Below are 18,983 nucleotides of genomic sequence, written 5' to 3'. Positions count from 1 at the left end.
AAAAACACGCAGCCCTGAAAAAAATAATTTTATCAAGCCATCAGGTTAATAGATTACAAACTGTTAAAGAAAAAATATCCTCCTCCGGCTTTTCTATGACTACCGGCATTCACTAGCCGTTCTGACATCAATCGATTTATTCCTGATCGGGATGGTGAATATCACCGGTTCAAAACCAACACCCAAACTACATACAGAGCCAATCTTGCTACATCCTGAACCCACTGCTATTTTTTCTCAGACTCCATGGATATCAAAACAATACAGTCGGTAAAAATAAAAACTGTTATTTAACAGGTCAACTTTGATTGACAAATTAATAATTATCAAATGGGATCTACGGCAATTCTATGCTTGTTTGTCACAGAAGACTGTTAAAACTTCTCTTAATTGCCCTGCTATTCATAATTGAAATGAACGTACAATCAGGTCATACCTCCGGCCACCAGAATGAACCCGGGCACAAGGCACCAGAAATCCGCTTTTTGGGTCTCTACGCCGGATTTAAAGCCAATAATTTCCACCTCAAGCTGGGTAACCATTATCACGTAATACACGACGTTGGCAGCCCCAAAAAGCTGTCCCTTTTTTTCCAGAATCAATGGTTGAGTCATCTGCCCGGGTTTCTGTTAGCAAAGCTGCTTCCTCCTTCAACCGTACCCTACCCTTCTTTCAGTCGCGGATTTCCCTCACTGTCCCGGGCTTTTGGTGATGCCCCCGATTGCAACCCTCATCCGGTGATGATCGATCACTCTTTGCTGAAAGGCCAACTGTCAATACAAACCACTTGTATCGAAAATCATCCTGTCTGGCAGATTACGGCCTCACCCTCGACATCATCGTCAGAGACTCAGGCCGTCGAGGGTGATTCTCTGTCTGCCTGGCTGTCGCTTTGGAAACTACTAAACGACACCCATACCAGTACACTTTTCCTGCGTCCCTGGCGAGAAAGTCAGCAGAATCGCCTGCAGGCCATTATCTGCCAGACCAATCCGCTTACAGAGCATAAAAAGTGTCAGAGCGTTCTTATTGATTTCCCGCTGAATCACGCAAAACCCTGGCTATTGCCCGAACTGGCTGGAAAAGACAGTATCAGCGCTGACGGGCAAACCGCTTTGGACAGTAGTTATATCAAGCGGGTCAATCAGGCTATTGATTGCCTCTCTTCCCACGATAAGTTGTTTGGAGAACCCAATAAAAGCAAGCCAGCTGACAAAGAAAAAATACACGCTTGCCAAAATAAGCACTGGCTTTATCAGTGGTCAGATCAAAACTGGGTTTATCAACCTGGCATTCCCGAGACTGCAATAAACCCCGGCCCGGCACTCATGACCGGGAAGTACTTTAACCTCTGGGCACTGGAAAAGGTATCGCCCGGCAATGATACCTACCCGGCCTGGTCGAGATCTTCTTTGTTCATCGCCCGCAACGACAGACATCGGAAATACCATTTCTGGGGAGCAGGTGACCCGGTGCTGCTGATGCGGTTCGCTGATGCCCCTTATAATGTCGAGGATCATTACGCCGGTTGGGATGGACCAGAGATTGGCACCCTGGTAGAAAGTGAGCATCTCAACCTGGCTGCCCTGCTTATGAGCACGGTGACCAATACGCCCTTTAATCTCTATCAGTGGCGGGGAATTCTCTCAGGGTTCACATCACCCATCCCGAAAAGCCTCAGTGCCCTGGTAAGGGAGCAGATTCTGAGCGACCCTGGTTCACTTTACCAGTTTGTTAAACGGCGGCCTGAGTTACTGAACAATGTGTTGACCTATTTAAACCGTGAGTTTCCGGGCCACCCTGTCCACTCATACTTTTCCGGTCGTGTATCACCTTTTTTTAGCCATCAAACAAACGGAAACCCATTGGCTTTGGTGCCCGAAACAAGCAACGCGTTCGACCGTTTTCTTACCCTTGCCCCCCCTCATCAATCAGATGCATCACTCCCTTCAACAGAGTTTGCTTCGGGCATAATGACTGTTTCTGGTATTCAAGGGAGTAGTGAGCCGCCTGTAGCCCAAGCCTGCCCAGCTTTTTGCTCTGACCAAAAAGCGCAACAAGGCGGCAACAGAAGTCAACGAAGTGCTAAATCGGACGCCAGGAAAAATAACGATAATGAGCCGCCACCACCGGACGGCAACCATCCGGTCACACCAGCAGACGCAGTGTACTCAGCCTCCCTGCTTAAACGTCTATTGTATTTGTACAGGTGCTCCGGTCTTCGGCCTGAAAGAGTGACTCAAAGATCAGACTTTCTTTCAGAACAGCTTGGTGTCACATCCAGGGAAAAATTTGAAACCCTGCTCCGTCTGTGCCAACCACCCGATTGTGGAAGTGAAACATTATATAACCAGATGCTCCGGGGTTTTGACCCAAAAGACCAACAACACATGATGCTGGCATCAAAAGCTTTGCAAAATTCGATACAAGTCATCGTTCATGATGGTCAGGAATATCGCTGCTATGACCATGATAAAAACCACGATCATGCTACTCGTCGGCTTCTGGAAAGGCTTGAAGATCGCTATATCTTCCTGTTTCACAACAATCACGCTGTAAAACTGTCTTCTCACAGTGACAACAAACTATGGTTCACTCACTTCCTGACCAACTCCCGCTTAAATACTGAGGAAAGTGACTGGCTGGCAGCCAATTGGGTTGAAAAGGCTTTATGGGATCTGTTTCCACAATGGCAGAAAGATGTCTTATTATGCCGGGAAAGTCTTGAAAACCCATCCATAAAATTTGCCAGCGAAGCACTAAAACGGGCATTTACTTCACCTGCTGAATTCATGCGGGGAGGACACGAAAATAACCAGTTCAGGTTTTACAATAAATTAGGCCTTGTTTGCTACCCCTTCGAGGATACAGAGAACCCCGATGGAATGTTTTACATTAGTAAAAACGTGCTTGGAGCAGTGATTTTTTTCTGGGAAGACTCTGCCAGCAAATATATTTCCTTTATAGCGCCGGATCTCTCCACATCAGCAATAAACGACAAAATACAGTCTTTGGATACTCATTTAAAAGATTATTCCGAGGGTGCATTTTTAGTAAAAAAACAGGATATCCGCTATGTAATTCCTGCACTGATAGTGCTCGCACCTGTTTTTAGAAAAACCTATACAGAAGCCGAAAAAATTATATCCGATACTGAAGGTGCTCTCGTTTACGGTGGTTTAGCCAGGTGGCAACACCTCAGGTCATCGGTTAAACCCACTGAACTGGGCAAGGTACCTGTTACCAATGATATTGACCTGGCAGTCAAAGATACCACAAGCCTGGAAAACATTTCGGCTTCTATGGAGGCAAAGCTAAGAGGTGTCCTGCCTGGCACTACCGTTAGACGCAACAACATTTACGGTACGGTTTTAGACAGCCCAAAGATCTTGCAGCGCCAAGGGCTACTGCACACCTTAAAGATCAACTGCTTTCCCGATACGAACGAAGAAAACACCATCGGGTTCGCCAGTTACGAGGCGAAAAAATGGCGAATCTTATCAATCGATATTTCTGCCGGTCCTGAAGGGTATTTCGATTTCATACATGTAGAACCTTTTGCCACAGGCTCCAGACTGGCTATGCCAAACCTGCCCACAATGGTTGAAAAACTGTTGCAGGATACCCAACTCGATCAAACCTACCCGGGTATTGATTCAAAGCGACGGATGAAAAATGCTCAAAATGCATTAAAAATATTGCTATCAAGTGACACTGAGCAACAGGTACAGACAATGATTCAAAAGTCGGTATTCAGCAGCTCTTCAGAGTCATCCGGGTTACCGGAATTTCTGCATCCGTATATCAAGCCTGAACCCGAAAATGAACAGAAAAGCACTATTGAGTTAGAGAATAAGGCAGAGAATAAGGCAGAGAATGATGCGAATAATCAACATCCTTTAGTTGCTGCCAAAACCAAAACAACAACTCCCGCTGTCAATGAGCCTCTGAAAGACAATGTACCGGGACAGACAACTATTGCCGCACATGCTGCAATTGCCAGTACTGCTAATGTCAAAGGTACAGAATCGATAACTCATGATCCGACTTTAAATTCCCGTAGGAAGAAAAAGAAACAGAGACAAAAGCTGAAAAAAACGGTTCAGCCAAAAGCAGGCAACATTGCAACTGCGACAGACGAGGGCGATATCAAAGTAGAAGCCAGCCCTGATAATCAAAGCGCTACAGTAGTTCATAACAGCAAGACAACAGCCCCTGATACTACTGAACGCTCAAACAAAAGAAAGAAGGAAACCGTCGCCCAAAAGCCAATCTCGAATCTGATCGACTTAGAAACGGCACTGTCCTGGTCCGTAGAAATATCAAACTGGCTTAAGGAGATGGAATATAACTTTTCGGGAGAGCTAAACAAGGCAATAAAGACACGACATTGTGGTCCCACTGAAGAAAGGGAAGCCTCTGATGAAAACAAAGCCACAGCAGAAAAACCTGCCACCAATACAGAACTGGATACACTGCAAAATCAACTGCAGGAGGGAAAAGCAAAAATCTTGAAAATACTGGCCTGTACCGGGGCTTCTGCTGATACATCCGGATATCAACCTTTCATCACCATCAATCTGACTAATACCCTGAGTAGAGAGCAGCACATAGAGTTAAAACAGGCAGCTTATGAGGACCACTTTCCCTATGCCCAACTGGTTCAGGCGTTGTTCATTTTGAACAAAAAATTACCCTCTGGAAAATCAGAAGCACTTCAGATCTATGAACATGCCTTCGAGCTATTGTTACCGGCAGCTATTGCCGGTATACCACTTGCCTATCAATTATTAATCGCAATGCAATTGCACAGCCACCATCCGGCGGGCTGGCCCCAGATAGAACCTGTAAACCGATTGTTACGTAGTATGACTTCCAGAGAGACAAGCTTGAACCAGGTAAAGATTGAAGGCTTGTTGAATGGTGGATTTCTGGAACAGCTCTATCAGGATACAGATGTTACCGCCCTGTTAAAGATTGAGCAGGGTTTCGCCAAAGCGTCAGACCTCTCAGGCAGAGGCAGAGAAGTGAAGGCCATACTCAATGCCCTGAGAGAACCGGATACCCCCTCTACATTAAAAGCCCTGAAAGCTGTCCGCCCCGGAACCCGGGAACTGCAACAAACCATCGCTTCACTGAAACTGATTCTGGAAAGAAAAAAAGAACCAGCGGCAGGTCAGATACATAGTGAGCTTTGGGCCTGCACCCTCAACACCCTGCAGATCCAGGGAGCCTCCAGGAAAAAAACTCAGTTCATTGATATAACGAGTTTCCCGCAGGTGCTGGCGATGACTGACCTGAAAGTATTCACGGGCGCTGAGCGTACCGGACAATCGTTCAGAAGTAATCAACCCAAATTCATAGCTTTTTGGAAAATGAGTTTTTGGGAGGACTATCTCAAAGCTTCGTTGAGCAAAGACAGGAAGAATGAAAGGGAAGTATTTGAGGAGTATCATGACAAAATAGGCCATAAAGCGACTGATAAATTCAGGCCCTATTTAATTAACGACTGGATTCTTGCCCGATCTTTTCTGTTTTCAAGGAGCTTTGTTCAAACCAGAGAAGTTCCGGTTTCGATCTCCTCCACTCCACCAGTCATTTCGAAGCAAGTAACTTCTGGATCAGGCACAAATTCTGGAAAAACAAAAAACTCAGCCAGACCGTCAAAAGGACCAAAGCCAGGCATCAGAATATCAAAAGACCAATTCAATGAACACGCTCACATCCAGTATTTATTACAGCTGGATATAAATATTATTCAGGAAGTCAGATTTATTCAGGAAAACCCGGAAAATTTTTTGCAACAGGTAGAAAAGCAGATCTCTGCATTCAGAAGGTCTTTACTAAAAAACAAAAATCCAACAAACGAGCTGGGAATAGGATATTACTATTTTCTAAAGGCACTCGCACTGATGAGGGCAAAAGTGTCAGGTGATAACAGAACCATTGAATTGTCCTTTAGCCCGGAAGTCAGGCTCAACGCCAAAAACATAAAGGAAACTATTATACACTCTCAACATTTCTACTTCCCTTATGCAAGGATGCTCATGCTGTTTTTCGATTATGCTATTAAAGGAGAGCCTGACGTTAAATTACAAGCCTGTATCTCTGCATTCTCCGGGGTGTCACAGTCTATTGAGATTTTATTAGAAATGGAATCAGATTCAGCAGCTCTGGCCGGAATCTTACTCAAGTGGCTACTGCTGATTCCAAAGCCTTTCGAACTGAGACTGGCCCTTGCTGCAGATATTAACCTGAAAAACCCGCAAAGCAAGATTCCGGGCAGGATAACACCTTCCATACTTATAATCAGAGAGTTTTTGGATCAGCTTCCGCTAAAAAGCACTGATGACGCAGTTGATCTTGCCTTGAAGCGAATAAGCGAGATGTTTCTGAATATCCAACAGCTGCCAAAAGGACAGCACGAACAAATGCTGGCGGTAGCGGCATGTTTAGCGGCAACGGAAGCAGCGCAAATGGAATCGGCGGCAATGAAAGCGCATGAGGAAGCACAGAAGCGTGCAGATACAATCAAAATCAATGAAGCAGCGTTGGCATTTGTGGTAGCGAAAGCAGCAGCAAAAGAGGCATCGGAGGCTATAGCAGAAGTGGAAATGCGAATGGAAATAGAGGTAGGAGATGGTTCTAAAGCGGCAGCATCAGTGGCAGCTCAATCGGAACTGTCAACAGCGGCAATATTGAGACTGGAAGTGGCATCGGAGAAAGCAGTGGAAGCAGAAAAAGTAATGCAAGAGGAAGCGAAAAAGGAAGCAATATTAAAATTGGTGCTGCACTTTGCCACTGATCGAATAGACTTGCTTCACTTTAATAGCCTGGATTTATCCTCAGTTATCTTGCGTCTTACTGTGCCAGGCATTCTTTACGCAACCTCATTGGGATCCGCATTCCTCACCAAAAAAAAGGCGCAACTCGCTGAAGATATTAATCCAGAGAAGCGGGCAATTGCAGACATCATTAAACTTGCTTTTCATCTGATCGGTTCACCTGAAGAAGTAGAGCCCGTTTTTCCTCATCTTGAAGCCCTTCCCCTCGATACCCAAGTCAACTTAACCGCTAATCATTTTGGCCATGACATACAACTTCTAAAAAAATTAATTAGCTTATTCCCTGAACTGGCTGCCGAGAATAAGCTACAATGGTACAATATTTATTTGCTGATTCACGAGTACACGATCAGGCAGTTCGGTGGCAATGCAGAACAGGTAAAACAACTGCAGAATGATTCAGAAGATTGGAAAAAAACACGTAAATGGCTTGAAAACCATATATGGTATAAGCCATTCCAAACGGGTGATACTTATTTTACACCAAAGAACGTCGACTATGCTATTTTTGACACTACTTTGATTAAAGAGTTCAAAAGTGGGGACGAAAGAGCTTTTATTTTTGCTATTGAGCAAAGCAGCAGAGTTGGCTATCAGAAATTGTCACAACGGATAAACCAATATAAAGATAAAAATGACCCTGAATCAGTAGATATTTTAAGCTGGCTTCATTGCCTGGCTGGCTTGACACTTCTGGAGGCGGAAATAAGTTCTGATCACCAGCGGGTAATACTAAACGGCCACAAAAGAGTCCTGCGCATTGCTTATGATCATTTCTTCAAGTCACGTAAAATTGGCTTTCAATATGCTGGTTATCTGGAATCACTGGTACTTATGCGACTAATAAACCACTACCAGCATTATCAGGGCGAGACATCCGAAGCCTGGCAAACTGACTCGATCAACAAGCCTGTTACTGAATATGCATCGACCAAAAGACCGGAGGAAAAAATCTTTATTGAAGCGGATAAGATTGTTACGGAAGTTTTGCCTGGCTTGTTATCAAGCTCTATATTTGGTGTACGTTTTGCCGCTGAAACAGCCATCAGAATATTTACTGACAAACGCTTTAATCTTCTGCATATCCCACAGGCTGGCTGGCCGGCAATGATCATAAGACATCTTCTGGTTACCCCTGTAAATCATCACCTCCAGTTTCTGTTCAGCAATGGTGAGTCTGAAGCTGAAAAAGCGTTATTTCCCATGATAAGTGACCCAGACAGTATTGAAGGAATACTTATGAAACCACTGGAGGAAACAAGGCAGGTAACCATTCATGAAAGACTGAAAGATTATGGTATTTTCCTGGACAATGAAATCGAAAATAGCAACAGGCCAGAAAATATTAAAAAGTATTTAAGTCTTGTCAAGGCTTTTGTATTGGATAAACCAGAGGTTCTGAATACAGCATCCGAGGCAACAGTCTCTGATAGTGATCAACTCTCAGAGAATATTGCAAGCTATGAGTTAAGCCGTTATGACTATACAAAATTGTTTGAAGCACTTCAGGAAACACCACATCCTGAAACCGGTTTTGATGAATTCGTTTATAACCTGCCCCAGCTGGAATCTCACCCAAATTATGAGGCTATAAGCAATGCTCTTTTGAAGAAACATCGCACAAAGTCAGCCTTGGTTCACTATTATTTATGGGCTTATGAGACCCTCAATGATAACAGTGATAACGAGCGAGACCTGTTCTGGGATGGGATAATGACACAGGAGATTGAAAAAAATGAACCAATGAAAAGAGCTTTTCTTGCACTTCTGGCAACTGCCGATCTAACTGTTATGTATGAAGAGAAGCGGGAAGCCATGATTACCGCATTCAAACGATACAATATAGATATTGCTTCCTGGTTGGCCTTTTTACACTCGATTACAGCCACTTCCGCCTTCCTTCTGGGAGAGAAGCAAAAAGCAGATTTCCATTTCAAGCGTTTTTCAATACAAAAAGAAATATTACCTCAAACCGGATTAATATATTAAGTACCTAACCAGTAAGAGTACCAATAAGGCCAAATGCTTCGGTTCGACAACCCGGCACCGGGCATCCGGCAGATTAACGTATCACCTCTAAGAGTCTATTCGCACAGGTACAAAGCCATCAGGTTCATAGCTTATAAACTGACCGGAGATATTTATTCTCCGACTTTTCAAGAACTACCAGCGTTGACTGACCGGGATGGTGAATATCTCCGGTTCAAAACCAACACTCAAACTACATTCAGAGCCATCCTTGCTACATCCTGAACCCACTGCTATTTTTTCTCAGACTCCATGGATATCAAAACAATACAGTCGGTAAAAATAAAAACTGTTATTTAACAGGTCAACTTTGATTGACAAATTAATAATTATCAAATGGGATCTACGGCAATTCTATGCTTGTTTGTCACAGAAGACTGTTAAAACTTCTCTTAATTGCCCTGCTATTCATAATTGAAACGAACGTACAATCAGGTCATACCTCCGGCTACCAGAATGAAGAGCACAAGGCACCAGAAATCCGCTTTTTGGGTCTCTACGCGGGATTTAAAGCCAATAATTTCCACCTCAAGCTAGGTAACCATTATCACGTAATACACGACGTTGGCACCCCCAAAAAGCTGTCCCTTTTTTTCCAGAATCAATGGTTGAGTCATCTGCCCGGGTTTCTGTTTGCAAAACTGCTTCCGCCTTCAATCATACCCTACCCTTCTTTCAGTCGCGGCTTCCCCTCACTGTCCCGGGCTTTTGGTGATGCCCCCGATTGCAATCCTCATCCGGTGATGATCGATCACTCTTTGCTGAAAAGCCGCTTATCAGTGCAAACCACTTGCATCGAAAATCATCCTGTATGGCAGATTACGGCTTCACCCTCGACATCATCGTCAGAGACTCAGGCCGTCGAGGGTGATTCTCTGTCTGCCTGGCTGTCGCTTTGGAAACTACTAAACGACACCCATACCAGTACCCTTTTCCTGCGCCCCTGGCGGGAAAGTCAGCAGAATCGCCTGCAGGCCATTATCTGCCAGACTAATTCGCTTACAGAGCATAAAAAGTGTCAGAGCGTTCTTATTGACTTCCCGCTGAATCACGCAAAACCCTGGCTATTGCCCGAACTGGCTAAAAAAGACATCATCAGCACTGACGGGCAAACCGCTTTAGACAGTGGCTATATCAAGCGGGTCAATCAGGCTATTCACTGTCTCTCTTCCCACAATAAGTTGTTTGGAGAATCCAATAAAAGCAAGACAACTGACAAAGAAAAAATTCACGCCTGCCAGAATAATCACTGGCTTTATCAATGGTCGGATCAAAGCTGGCTTTACCAACCGGGTATTCCCGAGACTGCGGTAGAACCCAGCCCGGCACTCATGAACGGGAAGTACTTTAACCTCTGGGCACTGGAAAAAGTATCGCCTGGCAATGATACCTGTCCAGCCTGGTCAAGATCTTCTTTATTCATCGCCCGCAACGACAGACATCGGAAATACCATTTCTGGGGAGCAGGTGATCCGGTGCTGCTGATGCGGTTCGCTGATGCCCCTTATAATGTCGAGGATCACTACGCCGGTTGGGACGGACCTGAAATTGGCACCCTGGTAGAAAGTGAGCACCTTAACCTGGCCGCCCTGCTTATGAGCACGGTGACCAGTACGCCCTTTAATCTCTATCAATGGCGGGGAATTCTCTCAGGGTTCATATCCCCCATCCCCAAAAGCCTCAGTGCCCGGGTAAGGGAGCAAATTCAGAGCGACCCCGGTTCACTTTACCAGTTTGTTAAACGGCGGCCTGAGTTACTGAACAATGTGCTGACCTATTTAAACCGGGAGTTTCCGGGGCACCCTGTCCACTCACACTTTTCCGATCGTGTATCACCTTATTTTACCCGTCAAACAGACGGAAACCCACTGGCTTTGGTGCCCCAAACAAGCAACGCATTCGACGGTTTTCATCCTCCTGCCATCCCTCATCAGCCAGATATGTCACTCCCCTCTATAGGGTTTGCATCAGGCATAATGACTGCTTCTGGTGTCCAGGGGAATAATGGACCGCCTGAATCTCAGTCCTCCCCGAGTAATCCCTCTGCACAAAAAGCCGAACAAAGTGGCAACAAAAGTAAACGAACTGCCAGCTCTGTCGGTAGGAACAATATTGACGACAATGAGCCACCACCACCGGGCGGCAAGCATCCGGTCACACCAGCAGACGCAGTGTACTCAACCTCCTTGCTTAAACATCTATTCTATTTGTACAGGCGCTCCGGACTTCGGCCTGAAAGAATGGCCCATAGATCAGACTTTCTTTCAGAACAGCTTGGTGTCACATCCAGGGAAAAATTTGAAACCCTGCTCCGTCTGTGCAAACCGTCCGATTGTGGAAGTGAAACATTATATAACCAGATGCTCCGGGGTTTTGACCCGAAAGACCAACAACACATGATGCTGGCATCAAAAGCTTTGCAAAATTCGATACAAGTCATCGTTCATGATGGTCAGGAATATCGCTGCTATGACCATGATAAAAACCACGATCATACTCCTCGTCGGCTTCTGGAAAGGCTTGAAGATCGCCATATCTTCCTGTTTCACAACAATCACGCTGTAAAACTGTCTTCTCACAGTGACAACAAACTATGGTTCACTCACTTCCTGACCAACTCCCGCTTAAATACTGAGGAAAGTGACTGGCTGGCAGCCAATTGGGTTGAAAAGGCTTTATGGGATCTGTTTCCACAATGGCAGAAAGATGTCTTATTATGCCGGGAAAGTCTTGAAAACCCATCCATAAAATTTGCCAGCGAAGCACTAAAACGGGCATTTACTTCACCTGCTGAATTCATGCGGGGAGGACACGAAAATAACCAGTTCAGGTTTTACAATAAATTAGGCCTTGTTTGCTACCCCTTCGAGGATACAGAGAACCCCGATGGAATGTTTTACATTAGTAAAAACGTGCTTGGAGCAGTGATTTTTTTCTGGGAAGACTCTGCCAGCAAATATATTTCCTTTATAGCGCCGGATCTCTCCACATCAGCAATAAACGACAAAATACAGTCTTTGGATACTCATTTAAAAGATTATTCCGAGGGTGCATTTTTAGTAAAAAAACAGGATATCCGCTATGTAATTCCTGCACTGATAGTGCTCGCACCTGTTTTTAGAAAAACCTATACAGAAGCCGAAAAAATTATATCCGATACTGAAGATGCTCTCGTTTACGGTGGTTTAGCCAGGTGGCAACACCTTACGTCATCGCTTAAACCCTCCGAACTGGGCAAAGTACCTGTTACCAATGATATTGACCTGGCAGTCACGGATATCAAAAGCCTGGAAAACATTTCGGCTTCTATAGAGAAAAAGCTAAGAGGCGTCCTGCCTGGCACTGCTGTTAGACGCAACAACATTCACACCTTAGTTCTAGCCAGCCCGGGAGAATTGCAGCACGGAGGGCTCCTGCACACCTTAAAGATCAATTGTTTTCCCGATACAAATGAAGAAAATACCATCCGGTTCGCCAGTTACGAGGCAAAAAAATGGCGAATCTTATCGATCGATATTTCTGCCGGTCCTGAAGGATATTTCGATTTCATACGTGTAGAACCTTTTGCCACGGGCTCCAAAATGGTTATGCAAAGCCTGCCCGCAATGGTTGAAAAACTGTTGCAGGATACACAACTTGATCAAACCTACCCGGGTATTGATTCAAAGCGACGGATGCAAAGTGCTCAAAATGCATTAAAAATATTGCTATCAAGTGACACTGAGCAACAGATACAGACAATTATTCAAAAGTCAGTATTCAGCCGTTTTTCAGAGTCGTCCAGGTTACCGGAATTTCTGCATCCTTATATCAGGCGTAAACCTGACAATGAACAGAAAAGCACTATTAAGGTAGAGAATAAGGCAGAAAATGATACGAATAATCAACATCCTTTAGTTGCTGCCAAAGCCAAAACAACAACGCCCACTGTCGATGAGCCTCTGAAAGACAATGCACCAGGACAGACAACTATTGCCGCACATGCTGCATTTGCCAGTACTGCTAATGTCAAAGGTGCAGAATCGATAACCCATGATTCGGCTTTAAATTCCCGTAAGAAGAAAAAGAAACAGAGACAAAAGCTGAAAAAAACGGTTCAACCAAAAGCAGGCGACACTGCAACTACGCCAGACGAGGGCGATATCAAAGTAGAAGCCAGCCCTGATAATCAAAGCGCTACAGTAGTTCATAACAGCAAGACAACAGCACGTGATAATGCTGAACGCTCAAACAAAAGAAAGAAGGAAACCACCGCCCAAAAGCCAATCTCGAATCTGATCGATTTCGAAACGGCATTGTCCAGGTCCGTAGAAATATCAAACTGGCTTAAGGAGGTGGATTATAACTTTTCAGGAGAGTTGAATAGAGCAATAAAGACACAAAATTGCGATGCCACTGAAGAAAACAAAGCCACTACAGAAAATCCTGCGCTCGAAACAGAACTCGATACACTACAAAAACAACTGAAGGAAGGAAAGACAAAAACACTGCAAATACTGGCCAGTTCCGGAGCTTCTGCTGATACATCCGGAGACCAGCCGGTCATTACCATCAATCTGACTAATATCCCGGACAGTCAGCAACGCAGGCGTTTAGAGCAGGCGGCTTATGAGGACCACTTCCCCTATGCCCAACTGGTTCAGGCGTTGTTCATTTTGAACAAAAAATTACCCTCTGGAAAATCAGAAGCACTTCAGATCTATGAACATGCCTTCGAGCTATTGTTACCGGCAGCTATTGCCGGTATACCACTTGCCTATCAATTATTAATCGCAATGCAATTGCACAGCCACCATCCGGCGGGCTGGCCTCAGATAGAACCTGTAAATCGATTGTTGCGTAGTATGACTTCCAGAGAGACAAGCTTGAACCAGGTAAAGATTGAAGGCCTGTTGAATGGTGGATTTCTCGAACAGCTCTATCAGGATACAGATGTTACCGCCCTGTCAAAGATTGAGCAGGGTTTAGCCAAAGAGTCAGAACTCTCAGGCAAAGGCAGAGAAGTGAAGGCCATACTCAATGCCCTGAGAGAACCGGATACACCCTCCACATTAACAGCCCTGAAAGCTGTTCGTCCCGGGTCTCGGGAACTGCAACAAACCATCGCTTCACTGAAACTGATTCTGGAAAGAAAAAAAGAACCAGCGGCAGGTCAGATACATAGTGAGCTTTGGATCTACACCCTCAACACCCTGCAGATTCAGGGTGCACCCAGGAAAAAATCTCAGTTCATTGATATAACGAGTTTCCCGCAGGTGCTGGCGATGACTGACCTGAAAGTATTCATGGGCACTGAGCGTACCGGACAATCGTTCAGAAGTCATCAACCCAAATTCATAGCTTTTTGGAAAATGAGCTTTTGGGAAGGCTATCTCAAAGCTTCATTGAGCAAGGACAGAAACAATGAAAAGGAAATGCTCTACGAATATCATGAAAAAATAAGGAATAAAGCGATTGAAAAGTCCAGATCTGATTTAATAAAAGACTGGGTTCTAGCTCGATCTTTGCTGCTGTCAAGAGATTTCATTCAAACCAAAGAGGTGACGGTTCCGGCTGCCACTAAACCAGCCACTTCAACTCAACTCACTTCGGCAACAGTTACAAATACTGAAAAAGCAAAAAAAACAATAAATGCCACCAGACGACGAACGGAGCTGAAGCCAGGCATCAGACCCTCTACAGAACAAGTCAATGAACAACTACATACACAGTATTTGTTGCAACTGGATAACAATATTATTCAGGAAGTCAAATGTATTCATGAGAACCCGGAAGTTTTTTTGCAACAGGTGGAAAAGCACATTACTGCATTCAGAAAAGTTTTATTAAGAAATCATGACCATACAACAAACAAGCTTGGAATGGGTTATTACTATTTTCTGAAAGCACTGGCCATGTTAGGGGCCAAAATGTCGGATGACAACAAAACTATTGAGTTGTCCTTTAGTCCCGAAGTCAAGCTCAACGCCAAAAAGATAAAAGAGGCTATTGTATTGTCTAATAGTCATTTTTTCCCTTATGCCCCGATACTCTTGCTATTTTTTGAACATGGTATGGAAGGCAACCCCAGCGCAGTCACGCAAGCTCATCTCTCTGCATTCTCGGGGGTATCTCAGTCTATTGAGATTTTATTCGAATCGGACTCAGACTCAGCGGTTCAGGCCGGAATGTTACTCAAGTGGCTGGTGCTGATTCCAAGGACTTTCGAACTGAAACTGGCCTTTGATCCAGACACATACCTGAAAAACCCCCATAGCCAGATGCCGGGAAGGGTAACACCTTCCATAAGTGTACTCAGAGAGTTTCTGGAGCAGCTTTCAATAAAAGGCTCTGATGGAGCAGTTGATTTTGTTTTGAATCGAATGAGCCAGAAATTTAAAAATACCCGACATTTTTCAAAAATACAGTATGAACGAGTGTTAGTAAAACCGGAATCAACTGCAGCTGTGCTTACCGCAAAAGAGGCTAATGCAGCGGCAGAATTAGCCGTAAATGAAGAGCAAACGAAAGCGAGAGCGTTCAAGGAAGCGAAAGAGTTAGAGGAAGTGAAAGCAAAAACCTTATCGGCAGTGGATTTAACAGCGAAAGTGCAAGTACTAACAGCAAAAAAAGCAGCTCAAAAAGCAGCACAGGAAGCAAAAGCAAAACTGACAGCAGCAAAGAAAGCGATAGCGGCAGCTGAAGAGGCAGCGACAAAGAAAGCGATAGCGGCAGCTGAAGAGGCAGCGGCAGCTGAAGAGGCAACTAAAGTGAAAGCGGCAGAGAGGGCGGAAGCAACAATAAGATTGATACTGTACTTCGCAACCGGTCGAATGGAACTGTTGGATTTTGGTTGCCTGGATTTATCTCTGTACATCATTAACTTTTCTATATTCGGCTCTGAAGCAAACCCGGAGATTCCCATATTCCTTAGAAAAGCTCAGAGGACGCTCTCTAAAGATATTGACCGTCATAATCGGGCATTGGCAGATATTATAGAACTTGCTTTTTATCTGGTTGGTGCATCAACAGAAGCAGAGCCGACTCTCCCCCATCTTAAAGCCCTCCCCTTCGTTAACCAGGCTCGCTTAACATCCCTTCATTTTGGTCATGATGTACAACATCTGACAAAGTTAATTGGTTTTTCTCGTGAACTGGTTACCGAGGATAACACGTCGTATTGTTATAACACCCTTTCGCTGATACATCAGCATATCATCACGCTCATCGGTGGAAATGCAGAAAATGCACGAAAACTCCAGATTGATTCAGGTGATTGGGAAGAATTACGCAAAATATTTAAGCTCTTTATATGGCATAAGCCAGTAAAGGCTGTTGCACGTAATGTTCAATCAAAATTCATCGACTACTTTGTCTTTAACAGTGAAAATTTGAAAAGGTTCGCAGATGGAGACGAAAGTGCTTTTTTTCTTGCCATTGAACAAGCCAAACAAGCTGGCTATCAGAAATTAAAACAGAAGTTAAGTCTGTATGAAGATAAAATGGATTCCGAATCATTGCAGATGTCAGGCTGGCTTCATTGCCTGGCTGGATTGACGCTTCTGGAGGCAGAATTAAGATCTTTCCAAGAGCCGATAGTATTAACCAGTCGCAAAAGAGTTCTGCCCAGTGCACATGATCATTTCAGGAAAGCACGTCAACTTGGCTTCCCTTATGGTGGTTATCTGGAATCACTGGTGAGTATGCGGCTAAACAACTACCAGCATTATCAGACCGAAACATCAGAAGCCCTGCAAAAAGACTCGACCAATGGGCTTGTCATTCAATACGCATCGACCATAAAACCAGGGGAAAAGCTCTTTATTGAAGCGGGCAAAATTGTTACGGACACATTGCCCGGATTGTTATCAAGCTCTCTAATGGGTGTGAGTTTTGCTGCCGAAGCAGCCATAAGAGTATTTACTAATGAACGGTTTAATCTTCTGCATATTCCTCAGGCTGGTTGGTCAGCACTGATCACAAAGCAATTTTTGATTACCCCCGTAAACCATAACCTCCAATTTGTGTTCAATAATGATGGCACTGAAGTTGAAAAAGCGTTATTTCCCAGGATAATTGATCCAGACAGTATTGAAGGAATACTTCTGAAACCACTGGAAAAAACAAAGCATTTTTCCATTAAAAAAAGACCGAAACACTATGGTATTTGGCTGGATGGTGAAATCAAAAGTGGTGGCAGATCAGAAAATATTAAAAAGTATTTAAGACTTGTCAAATCTTTTGTATTGGGTGAATCAGACGCACTGGATATATCATCAGAGGCAGCAGCTTCTGATGTTGAACAACTCTCAGAAAATACTGCAAGCTATGAGCTAAGCCGATATGATTATGCAACATCGTTTGAAGTACTGCGGGAAACACCAAAACCTGAAACCTATTTCGATGAGTTCGTTTATAACCTTCCCCGGCTGGAATCTCACCCAAATTATGAGGCTATAAGTAATGCTCTTTTGAAGAAACATCGCACAAAGTCAGCCCTGGTTCATTATTACTTATGGGCTTACGAGACCCTTAATGATCACTTTGATAACGAACGGGATCTGTTCTGGGATGAGATAATGACAAAGAAGATTGACGAAAATGAACCAATGAAACGTGCTTTCTTGGCAGTTCTGGCAACGTCCGACTTAACGGTTATGTACGATAAAAACCGGGAGGCCATGAACATTGCATTTCAAACGTATAATAGAGATCTTGCCTCCTGGCTGGCCTTTTTTCACAGGATCTCGGCCAATTCCGCCTTTATTCTGGGAGAGACACAAAAAGCAGATTTCCATCAAAAGCATTATGATAACCAAAAAGCAATATTACTTTATTCAGTACCTGACCCGTAAGATTACCAGAAAGACCAAAGGCTAAGTTAGCCTTATCTGTTGTTTGAACTATAATACAACGGTCTCCTACTGTAAGGGATGCCGTTATGCAATATGCTCTCTTCAAGTCATTTCTTGATGCCATTTCGACATTGACCAGCCATCAGAAGAATATTCTTAACAAAGCTCTTTCTCCAGAGGTTGAGACCAAGACGCATCAGCCGAACCTGAGCACCACCATTCAACAGAAATTCTCTGAGCACCCGAGGTGCCCTCATTGTGAAAGTGATCAGATAAAACGCTGGGGTAGCAGTGATGGCAAGCAGCGCTACCGTTGCAAGTCATGCCACAAGACATTTAATGCATTAACAGCAACCCCGTTAGCCCGGCTTCGACATCCTGAAAAGTGGCAGACTTATCTGAATGGAATGAGCCACTCCACAACCCTGCGAGTGGCAGCATCTGAATGTGGCGTCACTCTGCGCACCTCTTTCCGCTGGCGACACCGCTTCCTTGTCGTGCTGGAGGATGACCAAGGAAATGATCTGGGTGATATTGTTGAACTGGATGAAACATTTTTGCGTGAGTCCTTCAAAGGGCAGAGATCAGAGCTACCAAGACCAGCAAGACAAAGAGGTAATGATAAAAAAACGGATTGCCGCAAAATTCCCGTTTTGGTCGCAAGAGATCATTCCTCACGAACAGTTGATGGCATCCTCGCCAATGAAAGTGCATCGGAGATGCAGCAGCACCTCGAAGGCCATCTGTCTTCAAAAGCCATTCTGTGCGCTGAAGCCAGCCTGGCTCACGAAAAGCTGGCCAGAGACATGGAGCTGCCGTTGAAAGAGTTAGTGACCTCAGTCGGCCAGCACGTCATTGAAGGTGTGTTCCACATCCAGCATGTGAATGCTTACCACAGCCACTTGAAAGGATGGATTCATGGTGTTTTTCACGGGATTGCGACCAAATACTTGAAACATTATCTGGGCTGGCGGCGAGTGCTGACAGAGGCTACCGAGCTAACAGGTGAACGGCTTTCTGAAAAAATTGCGGGACACTGGTTCAAACAACAGATAAAAGCAACTTAGCCAAGACCAAATGTGTAAATTGAAGACTTGGGTTCAGTTTACGCTCATTATTTTCTATAAACGGCGATAGTTTTCTAACCAGTCAAATAAGGGATCTACAACCCAGCGTTCGGCAGAATTACATAAACCCCATTAAAAGCTATTCACGCAGATACAAAGCCACTCTTGCTACATCTTGGTCCCACTGCTATTTTTTCTCAGTCTCCGTA

The 18,983-nt window shown here is 44.4% G+C and carries 3 protein-coding genes; all 3 read left to right on the top strand.

What is annotated here, in order from left to right; genetic code table 11:
• The first annotated feature begins 413 nt into the window (after positions 1 to 413).
• The 3 genes from ACOJUO_RS18480 to ACOJUO_RS18470 all read left to right on the top strand — a co-directional run bounded on the left by ACOJUO_RS18480 (position 414) and on the right by ACOJUO_RS18470 (position 18,774).
• Entirely contained in the window at positions 414 to 8,834 is an 8,421-nt protein-coding gene (locus ACOJUO_RS18480) for a hypothetical protein (RefSeq protein WP_422137764.1), read from the top strand.
• Between the two features lie 395 nt (positions 8,835 to 9,229).
• A complete protein-coding gene (locus tag ACOJUO_RS18475) occupies positions 9,230 to 17,707 on the top strand; it encodes a hypothetical protein (protein WP_422137763.1) in 8,478 nt (2,825 codons plus the stop codon).
• 86 nt (positions 17,708 to 17,793) lie between these two features.
• Complete coding sequence (locus tag ACOJUO_RS18470; RefSeq protein ID WP_422137762.1) at positions 17,794 to 18,774, top strand: IS1595 family transposase; 981 nt, start codon at positions 17,794 to 17,796, stop codon at positions 18,772 to 18,774.
• Positions 18,775 to 18,983: the final 209 nt, after the last annotated feature.

The sequence above is a fragment of the Endozoicomonas sp. ALC020 genome (assembly GCF_049275935.1).
GTDB lineage: Bacteria > Pseudomonadota > Gammaproteobacteria > Pseudomonadales > Endozoicomonadaceae > Endozoicomonas_A.
Note: the sequence above shows the minus strand (reverse complement) of the source record. Positions and strands in the feature narration are given on the sequence as shown.

What these genes read in the sequence shown, in the direction of transcription:
- ACOJUO_RS18480 (WP_422137764.1), top strand. Translation starts at nt 414, where the DNA reads ATGAACGTACAATCAGGTCATACCTCCGGCCACCAGAATGAACCCGGG.
- ACOJUO_RS18475 (WP_422137763.1), top strand. Translation starts at nt 9,230, where the DNA reads ATGCTTGTTTGTCACAGAAGACTGTTAAAACTTCTCTTAATTGCCCTG.
- ACOJUO_RS18470 (WP_422137762.1), top strand. Translation starts at nt 17,794, where the DNA reads ATGCAATATGCTCTCTTCAAGTCATTTCTTGATGCCATTTCGACATTG.